The 19,710-nt window shown below is 65.5% G+C and carries 19 protein-coding genes and 1 other RNA gene; 11 read left to right on the forward strand and 9 right to left on the reverse strand.

Annotated features, from left to right (window positions below; all coding sequences use genetic code 11):
• Positions 1–98: 98 nt before the first annotated feature.
• From ssrA to prfB, 7 genes are all read right to left on the reverse strand, one after another.
• Positions 99–467, reverse strand: a transfer-messenger RNA (tmRNA) gene (ssrA, locus tag M1247_RS17245).
• A gap of 129 nt (positions 468–596) precedes the next feature.
• Positions 597–1,085 (reverse strand): SsrA-binding protein SmpB, encoded by a 489-nt coding sequence (smpB, locus tag M1247_RS17250; protein ID WP_317157888.1) that lies wholly within the window; start codon positions 1,083–1,085, stop codon positions 597–599.
• A 13-nt stretch (positions 1,086–1,098) separates the two neighbouring features.
• The gene (ftsX, locus tag M1247_RS17255; RefSeq protein ID WP_317157584.1) at positions 1,099–1,992 is read right to left on the reverse strand and encodes a permease-like cell division protein FtsX; all 894 of its coding nucleotides are present in this window, start codon (positions 1,990–1,992) and stop codon (positions 1,099–1,101) included.
• Complete coding sequence (ftsE, locus tag M1247_RS17260) at positions 1,993–2,682, reverse strand: cell division ATP-binding protein FtsE (RefSeq protein WP_317157889.1); 690 nt, start codon at positions 2,680–2,682, stop codon at positions 1,993–1,995.
• Between the two features lie 45 nt (positions 2,683–2,727).
• Complete coding sequence (locus tag M1247_RS17265) at positions 2,728–3,243, reverse strand: Rv3103c family proline-rich protein (RefSeq protein ID WP_317157585.1); 516 nt, start codon at positions 3,241–3,243, stop codon at positions 2,728–2,730.
• Entirely contained in the window at positions 3,240–4,235 is a 996-nt protein-coding gene (locus M1247_RS17270) for a mechanosensitive ion channel family protein (RefSeq protein ID WP_317157586.1), read from the reverse strand. Before M1247_RS17270 ends, M1247_RS17265 begins: the two co-directional genes overlap by 4 nt.
• Positions 4,225–5,337, reverse strand: a complete 1,113-nt coding sequence (prfB, locus tag M1247_RS17275; protein WP_317157587.1) for a peptide chain release factor 2 — start codon at positions 5,335–5,337, stop codon at positions 4,225–4,227. The genes M1247_RS17270 and prfB overlap by 11 nt, the downstream gene beginning before the upstream one ends.
• A 151-nt stretch (positions 5,338–5,488) precedes the next feature.
• Here prfB and M1247_RS17280 point away from each other — a divergent pair, with 151 nt between their 5' ends.
• Positions 5,489–6,865, forward strand: coding sequence for an FAD-dependent oxidoreductase (locus tag M1247_RS17280; protein ID WP_317157588.1), 1,377 nt, complete (start codon positions 5,489–5,491; stop codon positions 6,863–6,865).
• 74 nt (positions 6,866–6,939) lie between these two features.
• Here the strand turns inward: M1247_RS17280 and M1247_RS17285 are convergent, their stop codons facing one another.
• A complete protein-coding gene (locus tag M1247_RS17285; protein WP_317157589.1) occupies positions 6,940–7,332 on the reverse strand; it encodes a hypothetical protein in 393 nt (130 codons plus the stop codon).
• Between M1247_RS17285 and hisN the strand changes: the two genes are divergently transcribed.
• The 4 genes from hisN (at position 7,305) to M1247_RS17305 (ending at position 11,916) form a co-directional block, all read left to right on the forward strand.
• Positions 7,305–8,087 (forward strand): histidinol-phosphatase, encoded by a 783-nt coding sequence (hisN, locus tag M1247_RS17290; protein ID WP_317157590.1) that lies wholly within the window; start codon positions 7,305–7,307, stop codon positions 8,085–8,087. The genes M1247_RS17285 and hisN overlap by 28 nt on opposite strands.
• A 101-nt stretch (positions 8,088–8,188) precedes the next feature.
• Positions 8,189–9,586 (forward strand): acyl-CoA dehydrogenase family protein, encoded by a 1,398-nt coding sequence (locus M1247_RS17295; protein WP_317157591.1) that lies wholly within the window; start codon positions 8,189–8,191, stop codon positions 9,584–9,586.
• Positions 9,587–9,609: 23 nt separating this feature from the next.
• Positions 9,610–10,830 (forward strand): acyl-CoA dehydrogenase family protein, encoded by a 1,221-nt coding sequence (locus tag M1247_RS17300; RefSeq protein WP_317157592.1) that lies wholly within the window; start codon positions 9,610–9,612, stop codon positions 10,828–10,830.
• Positions 10,831–10,917: 87 nt separating this feature from the next.
• Positions 10,918–11,916: an oxidoreductase gene (locus M1247_RS17305; RefSeq protein WP_317157593.1), complete on the forward strand. Its 999-nt coding sequence runs from the start codon at positions 10,918–10,920 to the stop codon at positions 11,914–11,916.
• Positions 11,917–11,989: 73 nt separating this feature from the next.
• On the opposite strand, the gene M1247_RS17310 is transcribed toward M1247_RS17305, so the two are convergent.
• Positions 11,990–12,967: an esterase family protein gene (locus tag M1247_RS17310; RefSeq protein WP_317157594.1), complete on the reverse strand. Its 978-nt coding sequence runs from the start codon at positions 12,965–12,967 to the stop codon at positions 11,990–11,992.
• 436 nt (positions 12,968–13,403) lie between these two features.
• Between M1247_RS17310 and M1247_RS17315 the strand changes: the two genes are divergently transcribed.
• From M1247_RS17315 to M1247_RS17340, 6 genes are all read left to right on the forward strand, one after another.
• Positions 13,404–14,570, forward strand: a complete 1,167-nt coding sequence (locus M1247_RS17315; protein ID WP_317157595.1) for an acyl-CoA dehydrogenase family protein — start codon at positions 13,404–13,406, stop codon at positions 14,568–14,570.
• Positions 14,567–15,181 (forward strand): GrpB family protein, encoded by a 615-nt coding sequence (locus tag M1247_RS17320; protein WP_317157596.1) that lies wholly within the window; start codon positions 14,567–14,569, stop codon positions 15,179–15,181. The genes M1247_RS17315 and M1247_RS17320 overlap by 4 nt, the downstream gene beginning before the upstream one ends.
• A 98-nt stretch (positions 15,182–15,279) precedes the next feature.
• Positions 15,280–16,371, forward strand: a complete 1,092-nt coding sequence (locus M1247_RS17325; protein ID WP_317157597.1) for a homogentisate 1,2-dioxygenase — start codon at positions 15,280–15,282, stop codon at positions 16,369–16,371.
• Complete coding sequence (locus M1247_RS17330; RefSeq protein ID WP_317157598.1) at positions 16,371–17,597, forward strand: alpha/beta hydrolase; 1,227 nt, start codon at positions 16,371–16,373, stop codon at positions 17,595–17,597. Before M1247_RS17325 ends, M1247_RS17330 begins: the two co-directional genes overlap by 1 nt.
• Entirely contained in the window at positions 17,594–18,793 is a 1,200-nt protein-coding gene (locus M1247_RS17335; RefSeq protein ID WP_317157599.1) for a CaiB/BaiF CoA transferase family protein, read from the forward strand. The genes M1247_RS17330 and M1247_RS17335 overlap by 4 nt, the downstream gene beginning before the upstream one ends.
• Before the next feature lies 1 nt (position 18,794).
• Entirely contained in the window at positions 18,795–19,706 is a 912-nt protein-coding gene (locus M1247_RS17340) for a hydroxymethylglutaryl-CoA lyase (RefSeq protein WP_317157600.1), read from the forward strand.
• Positions 19,707–19,710 lie beyond the last annotated feature (4 nt).

Consider the following 19,710-nt stretch of genomic DNA (forward strand, 5'->3'; position numbering starts at 1 on the left):
AACCTCCTTGCCGACTGTGCATCCCGTGGTACTCCACGGGTATGACACTTTTTGCTGTCGGCAAGGAGGTCTCAAATATGAAGTTATCTGGGTACTACTGGTGGAGCTGCCGGGAATTGAACCCGGGTCCTACGGCACTTCCTCGAGGCTTCTCCGTGCGCAGTCCGCTATGTCTCTACTCGGATCTCCCGGTCTCGCGAACAAGCCGTGATGACGATCCCAGTCACTGTTTGATGTCCCCATACATCCCGTGACCGGACGTATGGGTTTGTCCCTCTAGCTGATGCCAGGGTCCGGGCCGAGGGCGCTCCCGGTCTGACAGACACGCAGTCGCTTAGGCAGCGAGTGCGTAGTCGCGCTGATTGGAATCGGCGCTTAATTGGTTGCAACGACGCTTACGGTGGTCTCTTGCCTGCACCGGCACGCTTCCCTTGATTCGATGCGCGAAGTCGAAACCGATCAGCCCCTCGCACACCTGCCAATTTCCGGCAGGACAATCAATGGTACGCCAGCCTCAACCGCAAAAGCCAAGGCATTATTCCGTGTCACTCGCGGTGTGCAAGTGGTGCGAGTGGTGCGAGTGGTGCAAAGAGGGATCAGCTCATGCCCTTGGCGCGGCGCCCCAGCTCGCGGGTGATCTCCCGGTCGGCATCGCGCTTCGCCAGATCCTGGCGCTTGTCGTGGGCCTGTTTACCGCGGGCCAGCGCCAACTCGACCTTGACCTTGCCTTCGGAGAAGTACATCGACAGCGGCACCAGCGTGAGATTGCCGTCGCGGATCTTGCCGATCAGGTTGTCGATCTGGCTGCGGTGCAGCAGCAGTTTGCGGTTGCGCCGCGGCGCATGGTTGGTCCAGGTGCCGTGGTGATACTCGGCGATGTGCACGTTGCGTAGCCAGATCTCGCCGTCGTCGACCGTGGCGAACGCGTCAGCCAGCGAGGCCTGCCCCTCACGCAGGCTCTTCACTTCGGTGCCCATCAGGGCGATACCCGCCTCGTAGGTGTCGAGGATCGTGTAGTTGTGCCGTGCCTTGCGATTGCTCGCCACAATCTGCTTGTTGCCGGCGGGGCTGGACTTCTTGGTCACGACTGTCACACACCTACCTGCGTACGTAGAGCCGGAGGGTGACATATGCGGTGACACCGGCCATCGCCACACCGACGAACAACAGAATCGGCGAGGTATAGAGGATGTCGGCGTAGTCGATCCTGGCGATCAGATTCGCTTGATAGAACTGGTCGAGCGCCTTCTCCAGGAAGACCGCACGCACCACGATCAGCCCGACGATCGAGATGACCACACCGATGAGCGCGGCCAGCATCGCCTCGACCAGGAAGGGCAGCTGCGTGTACCACCGGGTGGCGCCCACCAACCGCATGATGCCGATTTCGGTGCGTCGTGTGTACGCCGCGACTTGGACCATGTTGGCTATCAGCAGCACCGCACCGATCGCCTGCACCAGTGCTACCGCGAACGCGGCGCTACTGAGCCCGTCCAGGACGGCGAACAACCGGTCGATGAGGTCCTTCTGGTTGAGCACATTGAGCACCCCCGGCTGCCCGGCGATCGCCTTGTCGAATTCTGCGTGCTGCTCGGGGTCGTTGAGCTTGACCACGAATGACGCCGGGAAGGCATCCTTGCCTGCGACGTCCTTGTACTGCGGGAATTTTCGGATCGCATCGTCGTACGCCTCGTCGCGGTTGAGGAAGCGCAGCGACTTGACGTCGTCACGGTCGTCGATCTTGCGATACAGCGCCTTGCAGGCGTCACCGTCACACGTCGGATCGTTGGCCGAGATGTCGTCGGTCAGGAACACCTGACTCTCCACCCGGTCCAGGTAGATGTCGCGCGACTGGTCGGCCAACCGCACCACCAACAGACCACCACCGAACAACCCGATGGAGATGGCGGTGGTCAGGATCATCGCAACCGTCATGGTGACGTTGCGACGAAGCCCGGTCAGAACCTCATTGATAAGAAAGCCGAAGCGCACTTAGCGATCCATTCCGTAGACGCCGCGCTGTTCATCTCGGATCAGCCGGCCAAGTTCGAGTTCGACAACCCGCTGGCGCATCGAGTCGACGATGTGATGGTCGTGGGTGGCCATCAGCACCGTCGTTCCGGTGCGGTTGATCCGTTCGAGCAGATCCATGATGTCCTTGCTGGTCTCCGGATCGAGGTTTCCGGTCGGTTCGTCGGCGATCAGCACCAGCGGGCGGTTGACGAACGCGCGGGCGATGGCCACACGTTGCTGCTCGCCGCCGGAGAGTTCGCTGGGCAGCCGGTTGGCCTTCCCCGACAGGCCGACCATCTCCAGGACATCGGGCACGACCCGGGTGATCACGTCGCCGCGCTTGCCGATGACCTCCAGTGCGAAGGCCACGTTCTCGAACACGGTCTTCTGCTGCAGCAGGCGAAAATCCTGGAACACGCAGCCGATGACCTGCCGCAGGCTCGGGATATTGCGGTCCCGCAGCTTGTTCACGTGGAACTTCGAGACGCGAATATCGCCGGCAGTGGGCGTCTCGGCGGCCAGCAGCAGCCGCATGAACGTGGACTTGCCCGAGCCCGACGGCCCGATCAGGAAGACGAACTCACCCTTGTCGATCTTCAACGAGACATCGTCGAGTGCTGGGCGCGCCGAAGACTTGTAATGCTTCGTCACGTGGTCGAGGGTGATCATCACGGCACGCCAGTGTAGCGGTGCGAACGCAAAGGCCGGGTCACGCTATCGCGGCAACGTCGGTGCCACGGGCTCCGCTCCGGGTTGGGGCTGCTCTGCGGGCAGCGGCGGCGCCGCTCCGGGAGGCACAGGAAAGGTCACGGCCGGCAGGAGACCGGGACCGTCCGGATCGATCACCGTGGTCTGCGGACCGGGTACGGGTGTCTCTGTCGGGTTCGTCGTATCTGTCGTGCTGGTCTCCGTCGGGCTCGTCGTCTCTGTCGGGCTCGTCGTCGTGGTGGTCTCCGTCGTCGTGGTCGGGGTGGTGGTCTCCGTGGTGGTCCGCGGGCGGACGTTGGTCCGCGGCACCCAGGTGAATTCGGGATCGGGCACGAAACCCGGGGGGACCACCTGCTGGCCAGGCGGGCGGGTTTCGGTGCGCTCGGGCGCATAGGTCTGCTGAACCCAGAACAACGCTACGAAGGCGATGATCAGCACCACCGTGGACGTCCGGACGGTGCCCAAGCGGCTCCGCCAGAGGCGCCCGGCAACGTCCTTGACGACGGTCAGGTCGATTTTCATTTCTCGGGCTCCTCGGCGGAGCCCTGCGCAGCGGCCCGCTGCGCTTCGGCAGCGGCGGCGGGATGGGCGATGTCACCGACCGCGGCGACCGACGCCTCGGAAGCCGTCACGATCCCCGCACGACGCAGGGCCCGCACCACCCGCACCCGCAACCGACGGCCCACCTCGAACTGTTTGCCTGGCAGCGTGCGGGCGACCATCCGCAGGTTCACGGTGTCGACGCCGATGCTCTCCACACCCATGAGCTGCGGTTTGTCCAGCACCAGCTTGGACAGCTGGGGGTCCTCGGCGGCCTTCTCGGCCACCTCGTCCAACACGTCGTTGACCAGGTTGAGGTCGGCGCCCACCGGCACCGGAATGTCCACCACTGCGCGCGCCCAGTCCTTGGACAGGTTCAGCGCCTTGGCGATCTGGCCGTTGGGAACGGTGTACATCTCGCCCTCGGACGACCGCAGCTTGGTGATCCGCAGCGTGACATCCTCGACGGTGCCCTCGGCCTCGCCGCCGCTGACGATGGTCAGCCTGACCAGGTCGCCGAAGCCGTACTGCTTTTCGGTGATGATGAAGAAACCCGCCAACAGATCCTGCACGACACGTTGCGCACCAAAGCCCAACGCGCCACCGATGACGGCGGCCGGGGCGACCAGCGAGGCGATCGGCACCGCCAACTCGTTGATGACCTGGACCAGCACGATGACGGCCAGCATCGCCACCGATACCCACGAAATGACCGACGCGACCGCCTGCCGGTGCTTGGCGCTCTCCGAGCGCACCAGCTGATCGCTTTCCTCATATTCGATGTCGATGCGCCGCACGACCCGCCGCGCTGCCCAATTGATGAAGCGCGCGGCCAACAATCCGCCGATCAACAACAACGCAATGTGAATCCCTTTGGTCAGGATCCATACCCCGAACTCGCCGTGCCAGAAATCGTGCCAGCGTTCGGCCATCGGGAAAGCCAGCACAGTTGCTGTCACGGTATTAGTCGTCATCTTTTCGGTTGCGCCATCTGATTCCAGCTTCCAGGAACCCGTCGAGATCTCCGTCCAGCACGGCCGACGGATTGCCGACCTCGTACTCGGTGCGCAAGTCCTTCACCATCTGGTAGGGCTGCAGAACATAGGACCGCATCTGAGTTCCCCAGGAACTGCCGCCATCGCCTTTGAGCGCATCCATCTCAGCGCGTTCTTCTAACCGCTTGCGCTCCAGCAACTTTGCCTGGAGCACACGCATGGCCGAAACCTTGTTCTGCAACTGTGACTTCTCGTTCTGACAAGTCACCACGATACCGGTGGGTATATGGGTGAGCCGGACGGCGGAATCGGTGGTGTTGACCGACTGGCCGCCTGGACCGCTGGACCGGTACACATCGACACGCACGTCGTTCTCGGGAATCTCGATGTGGTCGGTGGTGTCGACCACCGGCAGCACCTCGACATCGGCGAAGGAGGTCTGGCGCCGGCTCTGGTTGTCGAAGGGACTGATCCGCACCAGCCGGTGGGTGCCCTGCTCCACCGACAGCGTGCCGTAGGCGAACGGCGCGTGCACCGCGAACGTCGCGCTCTTGATGCCCGCCTCTTCGGCATAGGACGTATCGAACACCTCGACGGGGTAATTGTGCTGCTCGGCCCAGCGGACGTACATCCGCATCAGCATCTCGGCCCAGTCGGCGGCGTCCACACCGCCCGCCCCGGACCGGATGGTGACGACGGCTTCGCGCTCGTCGTACTCGCCCGAAAGCAGCGTGCGCACCTCCATCGCCTCGATGTCTTCGCGCAGCTTCTTGAGCTCGGCATCCGCCTCGCCGATCGCCTCGCCGCCCTCGGCGTCTTCTTCGGCGGCAAGCTCGTAGAGCACCGGCAGATCCTCGACGCGCTGCCGCAAGTCCTGCACGCGGCGCAGCTCACCCTGGGCGTAGGACAACTCGCTGGTGACTTTCTGCCCGCGCGACTGGTCGTCCCACAGGGTCGGGTCGGACGCCTCGGCCTCGAGCTTGGCGATACGGTCGCGCAAACCATCGACGTCGAGCACCCGCTCCACAGTTGTCAGGGTGGTGTCGAGTGCGGCGATATCTGCTTGACGGTCTGGATCCACGACTGTTCAGGGTACCGGCGTGTCAGATCTCCCCGACCGGCGGCAGCACGGCGAATCCGCGTTTAGCATCGGGGTGTACCCAACCCGGTTGCGTCGCGACAGCCCCTTGCGCGTGGCCGGGAGAGTGACTGGTTATCAGAAAGCTCAATGTATGCGCCCATATCACGTGGCGATTGTCGGCTCAGGTCCGTCGGGATTCTTTGCTGCGTCGTCATTGCTCAAATTTGCCGATTCATCCGAAACCGATGCCCACCCCGATGTGCGTGTCGACATGATCGAGATGTTGCCGACCCCGTGGGGTTTGGTGCGGTCGGGGGTGGCGCCCGACCATCCCAAGATCAAGTCGATCAGCGCGCAGTTCGAAAAGACCGCTGCCGATCCCCGTTTCCGGTTCTTCGGCAACGTCGCAGTCGGCACGCACGTTCAGGCGGCAGAGTTGTCCGAACGCTACGACGCGGTGATCTACGCCGTCGGAGCACAGTCCGACCGCGCTCTGAACATCCCCGGCGAGGACCTGCCCGGCAGCGTCGCGGCCGTCGACTTCGTCGGGTGGTACAACGCGCACCCGCATTTCGGCGAGATCGCCCCGAACCTTTCCGGTGGCCGCGCAGTCGTGGTCGGCAACGGCAACGTCGCGTTGGACGTGGCACGCATCCTGGTCAGCGATCCCCGCGCGTTGGCCAACACCGACATCGCCGATCACGCGTTGTCCTCGCTGGACACCCGTGGGGTCGAAGAGGTTGTCGTCATCGGCAGGCGCGGACCGCTGCAGGCCACCTTCACCACGCTGGAGCTGCGCGAGCTCGGCGATCTCGAAGCGCTGCGCGACGTCGAGATCATCCTGGATCCCGCGGATTTCGCCGGTATCACCGACGAAGATCTGGAAGCAGCGGGCAAGACCGTCAAGCAGAACATCAAGGTGCTGCGCAAGTACGCCGCGCAGGAGCCGCGTGAGGCCAAGCGCCGCATCGTGTTCCGTTTCGGCACCTCCCCCATCGAGTTGCGTGGCGACGGGCACGTCTCCTCGATCGTGCTGGGCCGCAACGAGCTTGTCCGGAACGCCGACGGACGTGTCGTCGCCAAGGACACCGGCGACCGCGAAGAGCTGCCCGCACAACTGGTGGTCCGCGCGGTGGGATATCGCGGCGTGCCGACACCCGGACTGCCCTTCGACGAGGGGTCGGGCACCATTCCGCACACCGACGGCCGTATCAACGGCAGCCGTAACGAATACGTGGTCGGCTGGATCAAGCGTGGCCCGTCGGGCGTCATCGGCAGCAACAAGAAGGATTCAGCGGACACGGTCACCACGCTGCTCGACGACCTCGGCGGCGCCGACCTCGGCGATTTCGGCGCAGACCATGCCGCCGAGCTCACCGCCTGGCTGGAGAAACGTCAGCCCGACCTGGTCACCAACGACCATTGGCAGCTGATCGATTCACATGAGCGTGCAGCCGGCGAGTCTGCGGGCAGGCCACGGGTCAAGCTGGCCAAAGTTGCCGAGCTCCTGCGAATTGCCCACGGCTGAGTCTTCTTGGCGCCGAGACTGACGCCAGGGTTGCTTACCGGGCGATCTGACGACCGGGAATGCAGTTCCGGTGATCAGGCGGGGGGACCAGGAGGCGGCTGCTGCGCAGCGAAGGCCCAGTTGTCCGGGTTCTTCGGTGAGTAGACGACATCCACCAGTTGCCCCATCGACGGCCACTGGCCGACATCGACCGCCATGCGCTGATACACCACATGCTCGTTGACCGTCGGCCCGTTGATGACACCGGTGATGGTGACGAACTGCTCCCCCGGGACGTCCGGGCGTGGACTCACGCCGGTGATCAGCAGGGTGCCTTGCGCCATGTCGCCGCGGATGCCACGTTTTCGCATGATCCGCGGCGCCAGTAGCAACACGAGCGCACCGACGAGCAGCAAGATGATGCCGAATTCCCACACCCGGCCATGGTAGGACTGCTGCCATGAACACCGTCGCAGATGACATGACATTGGCACTGGCGCTGGCCGACCAGGCCGACAAGCTGACGATGGACCGGTTCGGAGCCATGGATCTGCGTGTCGAGACCAAACCCGACCTGACCCCGGTCACCGACGCCGACCGCGGGGCCGAGGAGGCCCTTCGTGCGGCGTTGGCCGCGGCAAGGCCCGATGACACGGTGTTCGGCGAGGAATTCGGCGGCACCACCGCGTCCACCGGCAGGCAGTGGGTGCTCGATCCGATCGATGGGACGAAGAACTTCGTCCGTGGTGTCCCCGTGTGGTGCACGTTGATCGCGCTACTTGAGGACGAGGTGCCGGTCGTCGGCGTCGTCAGCGCCCCGGCGTTGGCGCGCCGTTGGTGGGCCGGAGCGGGCCAGGGCGCGTTCGGCTCGTTCGGCGGGGCGACCCGCAAACTATCGGTGTCGGGGGTCAGCGAACTCACGGCGGCGAGCCTGTCCTATTCGGACCTGACCACCGGTTGGGAGGACCGCCGGGACCGGTTCCTCGCGCTGACCGACGAAGTGTGGCGGGTGCGCGCCTACGGAGATTTCTGGTCGTACTGCATGGTCGCCGAGGGCGCGGTGGACATCGCCTGCGAACCCGAGGTGAAGCTGTGGGACATCGCCCCGCTGGACATCCTGATCCGTGAGGCAGGCGGGGCGTTCACCAGCATCGATGGTGCCGACGGGCCCCACGGCGGCAGTGCGCTGGCGAGCAACGGACTGCTCCACGACGCGGTGCTCAGCAGGCTTTCCGCACGCTGAGTCGGCGTCACCCCGGCGTGTGAAGTTGGTAACAGCCGCGCAACCTTACTCTGGAGTAAGATATGGTCAATGGCGTCGCCACGACCAACAGAGGCACTGACATGACCAACACCCTGCCGTCCAAGAACGGCTCTGCACTACGTCCCGCACGCTCCGGCCAGCAAAGTGCCGTGGGCCTGCACAAACACAAGAGGACAGCGACCGACATCGGGTTGGCGCTGATCACTCCCATCGTCGGCCAGGAGTTCCTGGATCGCTACGGTCTGCGTGACCCGCTCAACCGCGGCCTGAAATACGGTGTGAAACAGGTATTTTCGGCGGCAGGCGCGTCCACCCGCCAGTTCAAACGGATCCAGGGCCTGGGCAAGGCGCCCACCCGGCTGCCCGCCAGCGGCGCCGACTACTTCGATCTGACGCCCACCGACGACCAGAAGCTGATTCTCGAGACGGTCGACGAGTTCGCCGAAGAGATCCTGCGGCCCGCCGCATACGATGCCGACGACGCAGCCGCCTACCCGGCCGACCTGATCGCCAAGGCCGCTGAGCTGGGCATCACCGCAGTCAATGTGCCCGAGGACTTCGACGGCATCGCCGAACACCGCAGCACGGTCACCACCGCGCTGGTCGCCGAGGCACTGGCCTACGGCGACATGGGGCTGGCGCTGCCGATCCTGGCTCCCGGCGGCGTCGCCTCTGCGCTGACCCACTGGGGCAGCGCAGACCAGCAAGCCACCTATCTCAAAGAGTTCGCCGGCGAGAACGTCCCCCAGGCATGCGTGGCGATCGCCGAACCGCACGCGCTGTTCGACCCCACCGCGCTGAAGACCACCGCGGTGCGCACCCCGAGCGGTTACCGCTTGTCCGGCGTCAAGTCGCTGGTTCCGGCCGCCGCCGAGGCCGAACTGTTCATCGTTGCGGCGCAACTGGACGGCAAGCCTGCGCTGTTCATCGTCGAGGCGTCGTCCCAGGGGCTGACGGTCACCGCCGATCCCAGCATGGGGATTCGCGCGGCCGCCCTCGGCCGCGTCGAACTCGACAACGTGACGGTGCCGCTGGGCAACCGGCTCGGCGAGGACGGCGCGACGGATCAGGATTATTCGGAGGCGATCGCGTTGTCCCGGCTCGGCTGGGCCGCGCTGGCCGTCGGGACCTCGCACGCGGTACTCGACTACGTCGTCCCCTACATCAAGGAGCGCGAGGCGTTCGGTGAGCCGATCGCCCACCGCCAGTCGGTGGCGTTCATGTGCGCCAACATCGCGATCGAACTGGACGGCCTGCGGCTGATCACCTGGCGCGGGGCCGCCCGTGCCGAGCAGGGGCTGCCGTTCGCCCGCGAGGCCGCGCTGGCCCGCAAACTCGGCACCGACAAGGGCATGCAGATCGGCCTGGACGGCGTCCAGTTGCTGGGCGGTCACGGTTACACCAAGGAACACCCGGTCGAGCGCTGGTACCGCGATCTGCGGGCAATCGGTGTCGCCGAGGGCGTCGTCGTTCTCTAACCTTCCGACTCGAAAGATTAATCATGGCAATCAATCTGGAAATGCCCCGCAAACTTGCGGCGGTCATCGAGAAGGGCCATCAGGGCGCTGCCGAGATGCTTCGCCCGATCTCGCGCAAGTACGACCTCGCCGAGCACGCCTACCCCGTCGAGTTGGACACGCTGGCCAGCCTCTTCGAAGGCATCTCGGGAGCCAAGACGATCTCGTTCGCCGGCGCCGAGGCGTTCCGCGACGACGCCAACGGCCAGGGCGGCAAGGTGACCGTCAACGGCGCCAACATGTCCGCCCTGCTCAACGCGGTGGAGATCAGCTGGGGCGATGTCGCCCTGCTGCTGTCGGTGCCACGTCAGGGCCTGGGCAACGCGGCGATCTCGTCGGTGGCTACCCCCGAGCAGCTCGAAAAACTGGGCAAGGACGTGTGGGCCGCCATGGCCATCACCGAACCCGGCTTCGGCTCCGATTCGGCCGCCGTGTCCACCACTGCCGTGCTCGACGGTGACGAGTACGTGATCAATGGCGAGAAGATCTTCGTCACCGCAGGTTCGCGCGCCACCCACATCGTGGTGTGGGCGACGCTCGACAAGTCGCTGGGCCGCGCGGCGATCAAGTCGTTCATCGTGCCGCGCGAGCATCCCGGCGTCACCGTGGAACGCCTCGAGCACAAGCTCGGCATCAAGGCCTCCGACACCGCGGTGATCCGCTTCGACAACGCCCGCATCCCCAAGGACAACCTGCTGGGTGATCCGGAAGTCCACGTGGACAAAGGCTTCGCCGGGGTCATGGAGACCTTCGACAACACCCGCCCCATCGTCGCGGCGATGGCCGTCGGAATCGCCCGCGCCGCCCTGGAAGATCTGCGCGCCATCCTCACCGACGCGGGCGTCGAGATCTCCTACGACAAGCCCGCGCATGCGCAGAGCGCCGCGGCCGCGGAGTTTCTGCGGATGGAGGCCGACTGGGAAGCCGGCTACCTGCTGACCGTGCGTTCGGCGTGGCAGGCCGACAACAGCATTCCCAACTCCAAGGAAGCCTCGATGGGCAAGGCCAAGGCCGCCAGGGTGGCCAGCGACATCACCCTGAAGGCCGTCGAAATGGCAGGCACCACAGGCTATTCGGAGCAGACGCTGCTGGAGAAGTGGGCCCGCGATTCCAAGATCCTCGACATCTTCGAAGGCACCCAGCAGATTCAGCAGTTGGTGGTGGCCCGCCGGTTGCTGGGCCTGTCCTCGTCCGAGCTGAAGTAAACCCTTCTGCGCGAGCAGACGCGGAGGTCCCCGAAAACACCGGTTTTCGGGGACTTTCACGTCTGCTCGGCCAACTAGGGTGAGCCCATGGACACGTTTCAGGCGCTCATGGCGCGGCAAGACGGTGACCGCATCCACGCGGCGGTCGAGACGCTCGAGAAATCCGCGCTTCCGCCGGGTGAGGTCACCATCCGTGTGCACTACTCCAGCGTCAACTTCAAGGACGCACTTGCGCTGACCCCCAAGGGTGGCGTGGTGGGTGACTACCCGATCGTCCCGGGCATCGACCTGACCGGCGAAGTGGTGGCATCGGAGTCCGACGACTTCGCACCCGGCGATCTTGTGCTGGCCCACGGCTACCAGATCGGCACGGGTCACCACGGCGGCTACGCCGAGTACGCCCGGGTGCCTGCCGACGAGGTCGTGGCCTTGGGCCCGCTGACCCCGCGCGAGGGCGCAGCGATCGGCACCGCTGGTTTCACCGCCGCGCTGAGCGTGCGGGCACTCACCGACCGCGGCATCACCCCGGACGACGGTCCCATCGTGGTGACGGGGGCAACCGGTGGGGTCGGCTCGGTGAGCGTCGATCTCCTGGCCGCCGCGGGATATCAGGTGGTGGCCTCGACGGGCAAGGCCGACCAGTCCGAGTGGCTGAAGACACTGGGCGCCGCAGAGGTCATCGGCCGGCTACCTGCCGACCCCGACGCAAAGCCCAGGGCGTTGGCCCGGGCCCGGTGGGCGGGCGCGGTGGACTGCGTCGGCGGTGCGACGCTGGCCGATGTGCTCAGCACGCTGCGGTATGGCGGCGCAGTGGCGGCCAGCGGACTCACCGGCGGGGCCGCGCTGAACACGACCGTGATGCCGTTCATCCTGCGCGGCGCGGCACTGCTGGGCATCGACTCGGTGCTCATGCCGATCCGTCATCGCCGCGCGCTGTGGGAGCAACTCGGTGGCCCGCTGAAACCGCCGCACCTGGGCGAGATGACCCACGAAGTCGACGTCAAGGATGTGCTCGGCGTCATCGACGAGGTGCGTGCCGGACGCTACTCCGGGCGGGCCGTAGTGCGGGTCGCCGGCGGTTTCTGAGCCCGCCAGCAGACGCAAAACTGCCCCAAATCCGAAGATTTGGGGCAGTTTTGCGTCTGCTGGCGAGGGGTGGTTAGCCCAGCACCCGCTGCAGGTCGGGAACCATGGCCTGCAGTTCCCGGGCCCAGTAAGCCCAGTTGTGCGTGCCGTTGTCCGGGAAGTTGAACACAGCGTTGTTGCCGCCCGCGGCGATGTAGTTGTCGCGGAACGTCTCGTTGGTGCGAATGGTCAGGCCCTCCAGGAAGGTGGCGGGCAGATCGCCGCCGCCCAGCTCATTGGGCTGTCCGTTACCGCAGTAGACCCAGAGCCGCGTGTTGTTTTTGACAAGCGTGGGAATCTGCACCATCGGGTCGTTTCGCTTCCAGGCGCTGTTCGGATCCTCGGTCGGACCCCACATGTCGTTCGCCTTGAAGCCGCCGGCATCACCCATCGAGATGTTGATCAGGAACGGCCACCAGCCCTCGGAGGGGTTCAGGAAGCCCGACATCGAGCCCGCGTAGATGAACTGCTCGGGGTGGTAGGCCGCCAGGATCATTGAGGCCGAGCCGGCCATCGACAGACCGATCGCGGCGTTGCCGGTCGATGCGACGTCGCGGTTGGCTTGCAGCCACTGCGGCAGCTCCTGGGTCAGGAAGGTCTCCCACTTGTACGTGGTGCAGCCCGCCTTACCGCACGCCTGGTTGTACCAGTCGCTGTAGAAGCTGGACTGACCGCCGACCGGCATGACCACCGACAGGCCGCTGTCGAGGAACATCTCGAACGCGTTGGTGTTGATGTCCCAACCGTTGAAGTCATCCTGGGCGCGCAGGCCGTCGAGCAGGTACACCGCGTGCGAACCCGGCCCACCGCTCTGGAACTGAATCTTGATGTCGTGGCCCATCGACGGCGAGGGGACCATCAGGTACTCGACCGGCAGACCTGGGCGGGAGAAGGCTCCCGCGGTCGCCGATCCGCCGACAACGCCGATCAAGCCAGGCAGCAGCAGGGCTGCCATGGCCGCCACCGTCATCCGGCGGGCCCAATGGCCACGAATCTTGTCAATGAAGGTCATACTGCGAATCCATCCGTCTTCCGGTTTATTACGCCCAGTACTGCGCGATCAAGGATCACCCAGCGGCATCGTGGCGATAGTTTCGCCACGTTGTCGCGCCCGCTCTTACTGAGCCCGGTGCTTCAGAAGTGCGGACCGAGAGAATTCAGTTGTGCGCCTTGAGTAAATCATGAGGCTGCAATGAGAGAAAACCGCGACGCGGTCCCCACCAGCACTTCCTGCGAAAACTGCAGGCGACTCGACTTTGCATCTTTCTCGCCGCATGGCCATCTACCTGCAGAGATATCGAAATGATGACAGCTCGACACGACTGCACCACACCAACTGACATCTATCTGTTCACAACCGGTGTCCTGAGGGTTACCGGATCGTCGCCGAACACTTATGCAGCGCGACACGCGCATAGCCATACTTAAAAGTATGGTAATTTCCGGTCATGACGTCACCCACCACCGTGGAATCGGGCATCACCAGCGAATTCATCGCCCGACTGGCTGAACGTGCCCGCGAAGCCGAGGACGCGCGACGGCTCCCGGCCGAGACACTCGCCGACCTCGCCGAGTCCCGGTTCACCGACCTGCTCGTCCCGGTCCGCTACGGCGGCCAACAGGCGGATTTCCCGGCACTCCTGGATCCGGTCCGCCGGATGGCGCACGCGTGCGCGTCGAGTGCGTGGACGATCGGCTTCTACGCACTGCACAACTGGATGCTCGCGCTCTTCGACGAGCAGGCGCAGGCCGAGGGCTACGCGACGCGACCCTTTTTGGCGCCCGCACCGCTGGCCCCGACAGGCCGCGGCCTACCCGCCGAAGGCGGTGTGCGCGTGAGCGGCCGGTGGTCCTGGGCCACCGGCGTGATGGACGCCAACTGGATCATGGTGGGTGCATTGTGCGGACCTGACGAGGCGATCTACCCCGCGCTGGCCCTCTTGCCCGCGACCGAGATCAGAGTCGAGGACGTCTGGCACACCGACGGAATGCGAGCCACCGGTTCCAACGACGTCGTCATCACCGACGCATTCGTGCCCGAACATCGGCTGGTGCGGGTGCTCGACATCTACTCGGGAACGGCGCCCGGCACGAAAGTGCACAGTGCGACGACGTACCGCTGGCCGATGGTTCCCGCACTGGCCCTGCTGGCCGCGATGCCCGCGCTGGGCGGCGCCGAGCGTGCCGCCCAGATCTACGCCGAGCGACTCGGCGAGCGGGTGATCGCCTACGAAGGGGTCAAACAGCAGGACAAGCCTGCCGCCCAGGCCCACCTCGGAGAGGCCCAGGTCCGACTGCGCGCGTTGCGCGGCCTGCTCGACGACACCGTCGGCGAGATCGAGCACGTACTCGGCACCGGGGACCCGGTGTCCCGCGACCTCCGCGGTCAGGCCCGACTGGCGGCCGCGCACATCGTCCACGAGTCGCAGGCGGTCATCGCGCTACTGCTGAGCTCGTCGGGCGCCAGTGCGCACTTCCTCGACAATCCACTGCAGCGCATCAAGCGCGACGTCGACGTGCTCTCCGGGCATGTGATCTTCGACTACGACACCAGCCGTGAACTTGCCGGGGCGTTGTCGATCGGCATGCGGGTCTCGCCTATCGCCATGGTGTGAGCATCGGGGCTACCGTCGAGACAGTGCCGACCCCGGAGGAAATCACGCGCCACCACGAACCTGATCCGTCCACAAACCCGTGGGTCGACGGGCCTCCCCCGCCCAGACCTGTCGAGATCGTGCCCTACAACCCCCAGTGGCCGCAGCGCTATCTGGTGGTGGCGGCCGATATTCGCGCGGCTCTCGGCGAGCGGGTGCTTGAGCTGCAGCATGTCGGCTCCACCGCGGTTGCGGGCTTGGCAGCCAAGGACGTGATCGATGTCGATCTCACGGTCGCCGACCCCGCCGACGAAGATGCATATCTTCCGTCGCTGACGCGGATCGGTTACCGGCTGACCGTCCGCGAACCCGACTGGCATGAGCATCGCTGCCTGCGACTCGACCAACCACAGGTGAATCTGCACGTGTTCGGCCCGGATTGCCCGGAAACCGTCCGACACCAGATGTTCCGGGACTGGCTGCGCACCCACCCGCAGGACCGGATCCGGTACGAGCAGGCCAAGCGGTCGGCCGTGCCCGGTGGCGGGCACGTGATGGATTACAACGCCCGCAAAGAGCCCGTGATCCGCGAGATCTACGACCGCATGTTCCGTGCCGCGGGCCTGCTGTAACCGGCCCTTGCCCCGACACTGAAATAAAAGTAACGTCAGTTTCAGTTTTTGGCACGATCCCTGTCCGCAGCCTCGTCGACGCCCACCGGAGCAACACCATGGAATCCTTCGTCCACTTGCGAAAAGGCAAGACGCCCAAGCGCGTGCACGCCGATCTCGACGGCCTCAAAGACGACGAGCTGGGCCGGGGCGGCTTCGTCGGGCGGACCGCGAACATGTACCGGCGCAACGATCCGACGGCCTACCGCACCGTCGGCCCGCTGCGCCCGACCGATGTGCTGTCCTCGGAACTCAAGCCCGGTGACGCCACGGACTCCGACGGCGGCCCACTGCTGATGTTCTCCAACGCCGACTGCCTGGTGCTGTTGAGCCGTCGCGCCGAGGAGATGCCGTTCTTCGTGCGCTACGTCGACGGAGACCTACTGTCCTTCGTCCACAAAGGGTCGGGCCGGCTGGAAACCGAGTTCGGCCCGCTGGACTACCGCGAAGGTGACTGGATCTACCTCCCCAAGGCCTGCACCTGGCGCCAGATCCCCACCGCCGAGACCACCCTGCTGATGATCCAGGCCACCGACGAGTTCCGCGTGCCCCCGGCAGGCACCCTGGGCCGCCACTTCCCGTTCGATCCGGCGCAGACCGTGATTCCGGAGCCGGCGCCCATCGACGATGACGGCAGAGACGAATACGAAGTCCGGCTCATCCACGACGGCGGACCGACATCTCTGTTCTACCAACATCATCCGCTCGATGTGGAAGGCTGGCGCGGCGACAACTTCCCGTTCACCTTCAATATCGAGGACTACACCGTCATCACCTCCGACAGCGTGCACCTGCCGCCGACGGTGCACCTGTTCATGCAGGCGACCGGGGTATACGTGATGAACTTCCTGCCCAAGCCCGCCGAGAGCGTGCCCGGCACCGAGCGCACGCCGTGGTATCACCGCAACGTCGACTACGACGAGATCGCCTTCTTCCACGCCGGCTCGCTGTACGGCATTCCGATGCCGCCGGGACTGGTTTCCCATGCCCCGCAAGGGGTTCACCACGGCGCACCGGAGAAGGCCCGGGAACGGGCCCGCCGGAAATTCGACGACTATGACCGGGTCGACTGGTCGGTGATCGCGATCGACACCAGACGCCGACTCATCCCGTCCGCTGAAATTCTCGCCAACGATCTGGGGCAGCACTGATGACGACGACCGAGGCGCCCGTCAAGTATGAATACGACCGGATTCCGTATCTGGTTGCCTACCAGAACAACTCGTCCGTGCGGGACGTGTACGGCGGCGTCGCCGAACTGGTGGTGCTGGAAAGTTACCAGCTCAAGCCGAAAGACAGGCCCTCGGATACCGTGCTGGTGTTCATGCACCCCATCGGCGGCGGTGCCTATCTGCCGATGATCAACGCGCTGGCCCGCGCCGGCCACCATGTCATCTACTGCAACAGCCGGTTCCGGGGCACCGACTCGGCGCTGCTGATGGAGAAGGTGGTCGAGGATCTCGGCGAATGCATCAAGGACGCCAAGAACCGGCTCGGCTATTCCAAGGTGGTGCTGGCCGGCTGGAGCGGCGGCGGATCCCTGTCGGTGTTCTACCAGCAGCAGGCGCAGCACCCGACCGTGACCGCCAGCCCGTCCGGCGACGGCCCTGACCTGACCACGCTGGGGCTCATCCCGGCCGACGGGATCATGCTGCTCGCCGCCCACATCAGCCGCCACGGCACCATGACCGAGTGGATGGACGCCTCCATTATCGACGAGACCGACCCGACCAAGCGGGATCCGGAGCTTGATCTGTACAACCGCGACAACCCGAACCAGCCGCCGTACACCCCCGAGTTCCTTGACCGCTATCACCAGGCGCAGATCGCCCGTAACCGCCGGATCACGGCGTGGGTCAAGGAAAAACTTGCCGAACTCAAGGCGGCGGGCCGTCCCGATGACGAATACGCGTTCGTCGTGCACGGCACCATGGCCGACCCGCGCTGGCTTGACCCGACCGTGGATCCCAACGAACGCACCCCGGGGACCTGCTATCTGGGCGATCCTGCAGTGGTGAACAACTCCGCGGTGGGTCTGGCCCGGTTCTGCACCCTGCGCAGCTGGTTGTCGCAGTGGAGCTACGACGACGCCAACGGCGACGCGGTCAAGGCCGGCCCCGACATCGCGGTGCCCGCGCTGGTCATCGGAAACCTCGCCGACGACGCCTGCACTCCGAGCCACACCCGGCGCCTCTACGAGGCGATCGGGCATCCGGACAAGGAGATGTACGAGATACCCGGTGCCAACCACTACTACTCCGGCCCGGATCAACGCGGCACACTGCGCCAGGCGGTCGGGGTCTGCACGGATTGGCTGCACCGGCACGGATTCGGCGGGCAGGAGCGCAGTGACCGCGGATTGGCGCAGCCGGTATGACCGGGGCTCTGGACGGCGTCAGGGTGCTCGAACTCGGCACCCTGATCTCCGGACCCTTCGCCGGGCGGCTACTCGGCGATATGGGCGCCGAGGTGATCAAGATCGAGCTCCCCGGCTCCCCCGACCCGCTGCGCACCTGGGGGCAGGCCGAACTCGACGGCCACCACTTCTTCTGGACCGTACATGCCCGCAACAAGAGGGCCGCCACCCTGGATCTGCGTACCGCACGCGGACGGGAAATCTTCCTGCAACTGGTGGAGCGCTCCGATGTGATCGTAGAGAACTTCCGGCCGGGCACCCTGGAGAAATGGGACCTGGGCTACGACGTTCTGCACGAACGCAACAAGGGCATCATCCTGGTGCGCGTCTCGGGATACGGGCAGACCGGGCCGGACGCAGGTAAAGCCGGCTATGCATCGGTGGCCGAGGCATCCAGCGGGCTTCGGCATATGAACGGCTTCCCCGGCGGTCCCCCGCCGCGGCTGGCGTTGTCACTGGGCGACAGCCTGGCCGGCATGTTCGCCGCACAGGGTGCGCTCGCCGCGCTGTACAGGCGCAGCATCACCGGAGAAGGCCAGGTCGTCGACACCGCGCTGACCGAAAGTTGCCTGGCCATCCAGGAATCCACCATTCCCGACTACGACATCGGCGGGGTGGTGCGCGGTCCGTCAGGCACGCGCCTCGAGGGCATCGCGCCCTCGAACATCTATCAGAGTGCCGACGGCAGCTGGGTGGTGATCGCGGCCAATCAGGACACGGTGTTCCGGAGGCTCTGCGGAGCGATGGGGCGTCCTGAACTCGCCACCGACGACCGGTTCGTCAACCACGTTGCGCGCGGACGCAATCAGGATGAGTTGGACAAGATCATCGGTGATTGGGCAGCGCAACACCAACCCGCCGACATCATCTCCACCCTGTCGGAAGCCGGAGTGATCAGCGGCCCGATCAACACAGTCGCCGAGGTTGTCAACGATCCCCAGCTGCGGGCCCGCGGCATGATCGCCGACCACTGGGACGACCGGATCGAGCGAAACATCAAGGGCCCCGGGATCGTTCCGGTGCTGTCGGAGTCTCCGGGCACCATCCGCAACGGCGGGTCGGCGCGGCCCGGCCAGCACAACGATGAGGTCTACACCGGGTTGCTCGGATACAGCACTGACGAATTGGAGACACTGCGCACCGAGGGGGTGCTGTGACATGAGCCTGCCGACCAAGGTCGACATTCGCGAGGTGTGCCTGCGCGACGGCCTGCAGATCGAGGCCCCGATTCCGTTGTCGGCCAAGCTCGAAATCCTCGAGGCCGTCGTCGCGACCGGGGTGCGGGAAGTGGAGGCGACGGCGTTCGTCTCACCCTCGAAGGTGCCTGCGCTGGCCGACGCCGCAGAGTTGGCAACACATCTGGACCGGTACCGGGTCTCTCACGATGTGGAGTTCTCCGCATTGGTGGCCAGCCCCAATGGCGCCAAACGCGCCATCGCGGCCGGACTGCGGTCGGTCGAGTACGTGGTGTCGGCGTCGGATGCACACAGCAGAGCCAACGTCGCGAGGACCTCGGCCGAGGCGACCGCACAGATCGCCGAAATCGTGGCGATCGCGCACGACAACGACACCTCGGTGGAAGTCATCGTCGCCACCGCATGGGACTGCCCGTTCGCCGGTCCGACCGATCCCCAGCGGGTCCTCGACATCGTCTCGGCCGCGGTGAGTTCGGGCGTCGACCGGATCGCGATCGCCGATACCATCGGCACCGCCACCCCACGGCGGGTGACCACACTGATCGAGAAGGTCCGCCCCCTCGCCGGCCGACTTCCACTGGGCGCGCACTTCCACAACACCCGTGGCGCCGGACTCGCCAGCGCCTACGCCGCGGTACAGGCCGGCGTACGCAGGCTCGACGCCTCGGTGGGCGGGTTGGGCGGCTGCCCCTTTGCGCCAGGGGCCAGTGGCAACATCGCCACCGAGGACCTCGTATACCTGTTGCGCGACAGCGAGGTCGATGTCGATGTCGACCTCGACAGGACCATCGATGCAGCCATCGTCGCCCAACTCGCGGTGGGCCACGAGCTACCCAGCGCGCTGTTGCGCTCGGGCGACCGGATCCGGGGCTGAGCGC

Origin of the sequence: Mycobacterium appelbergii (assembly GCF_032883035.1) — a bacterium.
Lineage (GTDB): Bacteria > Actinomycetota > Actinomycetes > Mycobacteriales > Mycobacteriaceae > Mycobacterium > Mycobacterium appelbergii.

What these genes read in the sequence shown, in the direction of transcription:
- M1247_RS17330 (WP_317157598.1), top strand. Translation starts at nt 16,371, where the DNA reads ATGACGACGACCGAGGCGCCCGTCAAGTATGAATACGACCGGATTCCG.
- M1247_RS17295 (WP_317157591.1), top strand. Translation starts at nt 8,189, where the DNA reads ATGACCAACACCCTGCCGTCCAAGAACGGCTCTGCACTACGTCCCGCA.
- M1247_RS17285 (WP_317157589.1), bottom strand. Translation starts at nt 7,332, where the DNA reads ATGTCATGTCATCTGCGACGGTGTTCATGGCAGCAGTCCTACCATGGC.
- M1247_RS17340 (WP_317157600.1), top strand. Translation starts at nt 18,795, where the DNA reads ATGAGCCTGCCGACCAAGGTCGACATTCGCGAGGTGTGCCTGCGCGAC.
- M1247_RS17265 (WP_317157585.1), bottom strand. Translation starts at nt 3,243, where the DNA reads ATGAAAATCGACCTGACCGTCGTCAAGGACGTTGCCGGGCGCCTCTGG.
- M1247_RS17300 (WP_317157592.1), top strand. Translation starts at nt 9,610, where the DNA reads ATGGCAATCAATCTGGAAATGCCCCGCAAACTTGCGGCGGTCATCGAG.
- M1247_RS17270 (WP_317157586.1), bottom strand. Translation starts at nt 4,235, where the DNA reads ATGACGACTAATACCGTGACAGCAACTGTGCTGGCTTTCCCGATGGCC.
- M1247_RS17280 (WP_317157588.1), top strand. Translation starts at nt 5,489, where the DNA reads ATGCGCCCATATCACGTGGCGATTGTCGGCTCAGGTCCGTCGGGATTC.
- M1247_RS17305 (WP_317157593.1), top strand. Translation starts at nt 10,918, where the DNA reads ATGGACACGTTTCAGGCGCTCATGGCGCGGCAAGACGGTGACCGCATC.
- M1247_RS17310 (WP_317157594.1), bottom strand. Translation starts at nt 12,967, where the DNA reads ATGACCTTCATTGACAAGATTCGTGGCCATTGGGCCCGCCGGATGACG.
- M1247_RS17325 (WP_317157597.1), top strand. Translation starts at nt 15,280, where the DNA reads ATGGAATCCTTCGTCCACTTGCGAAAAGGCAAGACGCCCAAGCGCGTG.
- ftsE (WP_317157889.1), bottom strand. Translation starts at nt 2,682, where the DNA reads ATGATCACCCTCGACCACGTGACGAAGCATTACAAGTCTTCGGCGCGC.
- M1247_RS17335 (WP_317157599.1), top strand. Translation starts at nt 17,594, where the DNA reads ATGACCGGGGCTCTGGACGGCGTCAGGGTGCTCGAACTCGGCACCCTG.
- hisN (WP_317157590.1), top strand. Translation starts at nt 7,305, where the DNA reads ATGAACACCGTCGCAGATGACATGACATTGGCACTGGCGCTGGCCGAC.
- M1247_RS17315 (WP_317157595.1), top strand. Translation starts at nt 13,404, where the DNA reads ATGACGTCACCCACCACCGTGGAATCGGGCATCACCAGCGAATTCATC.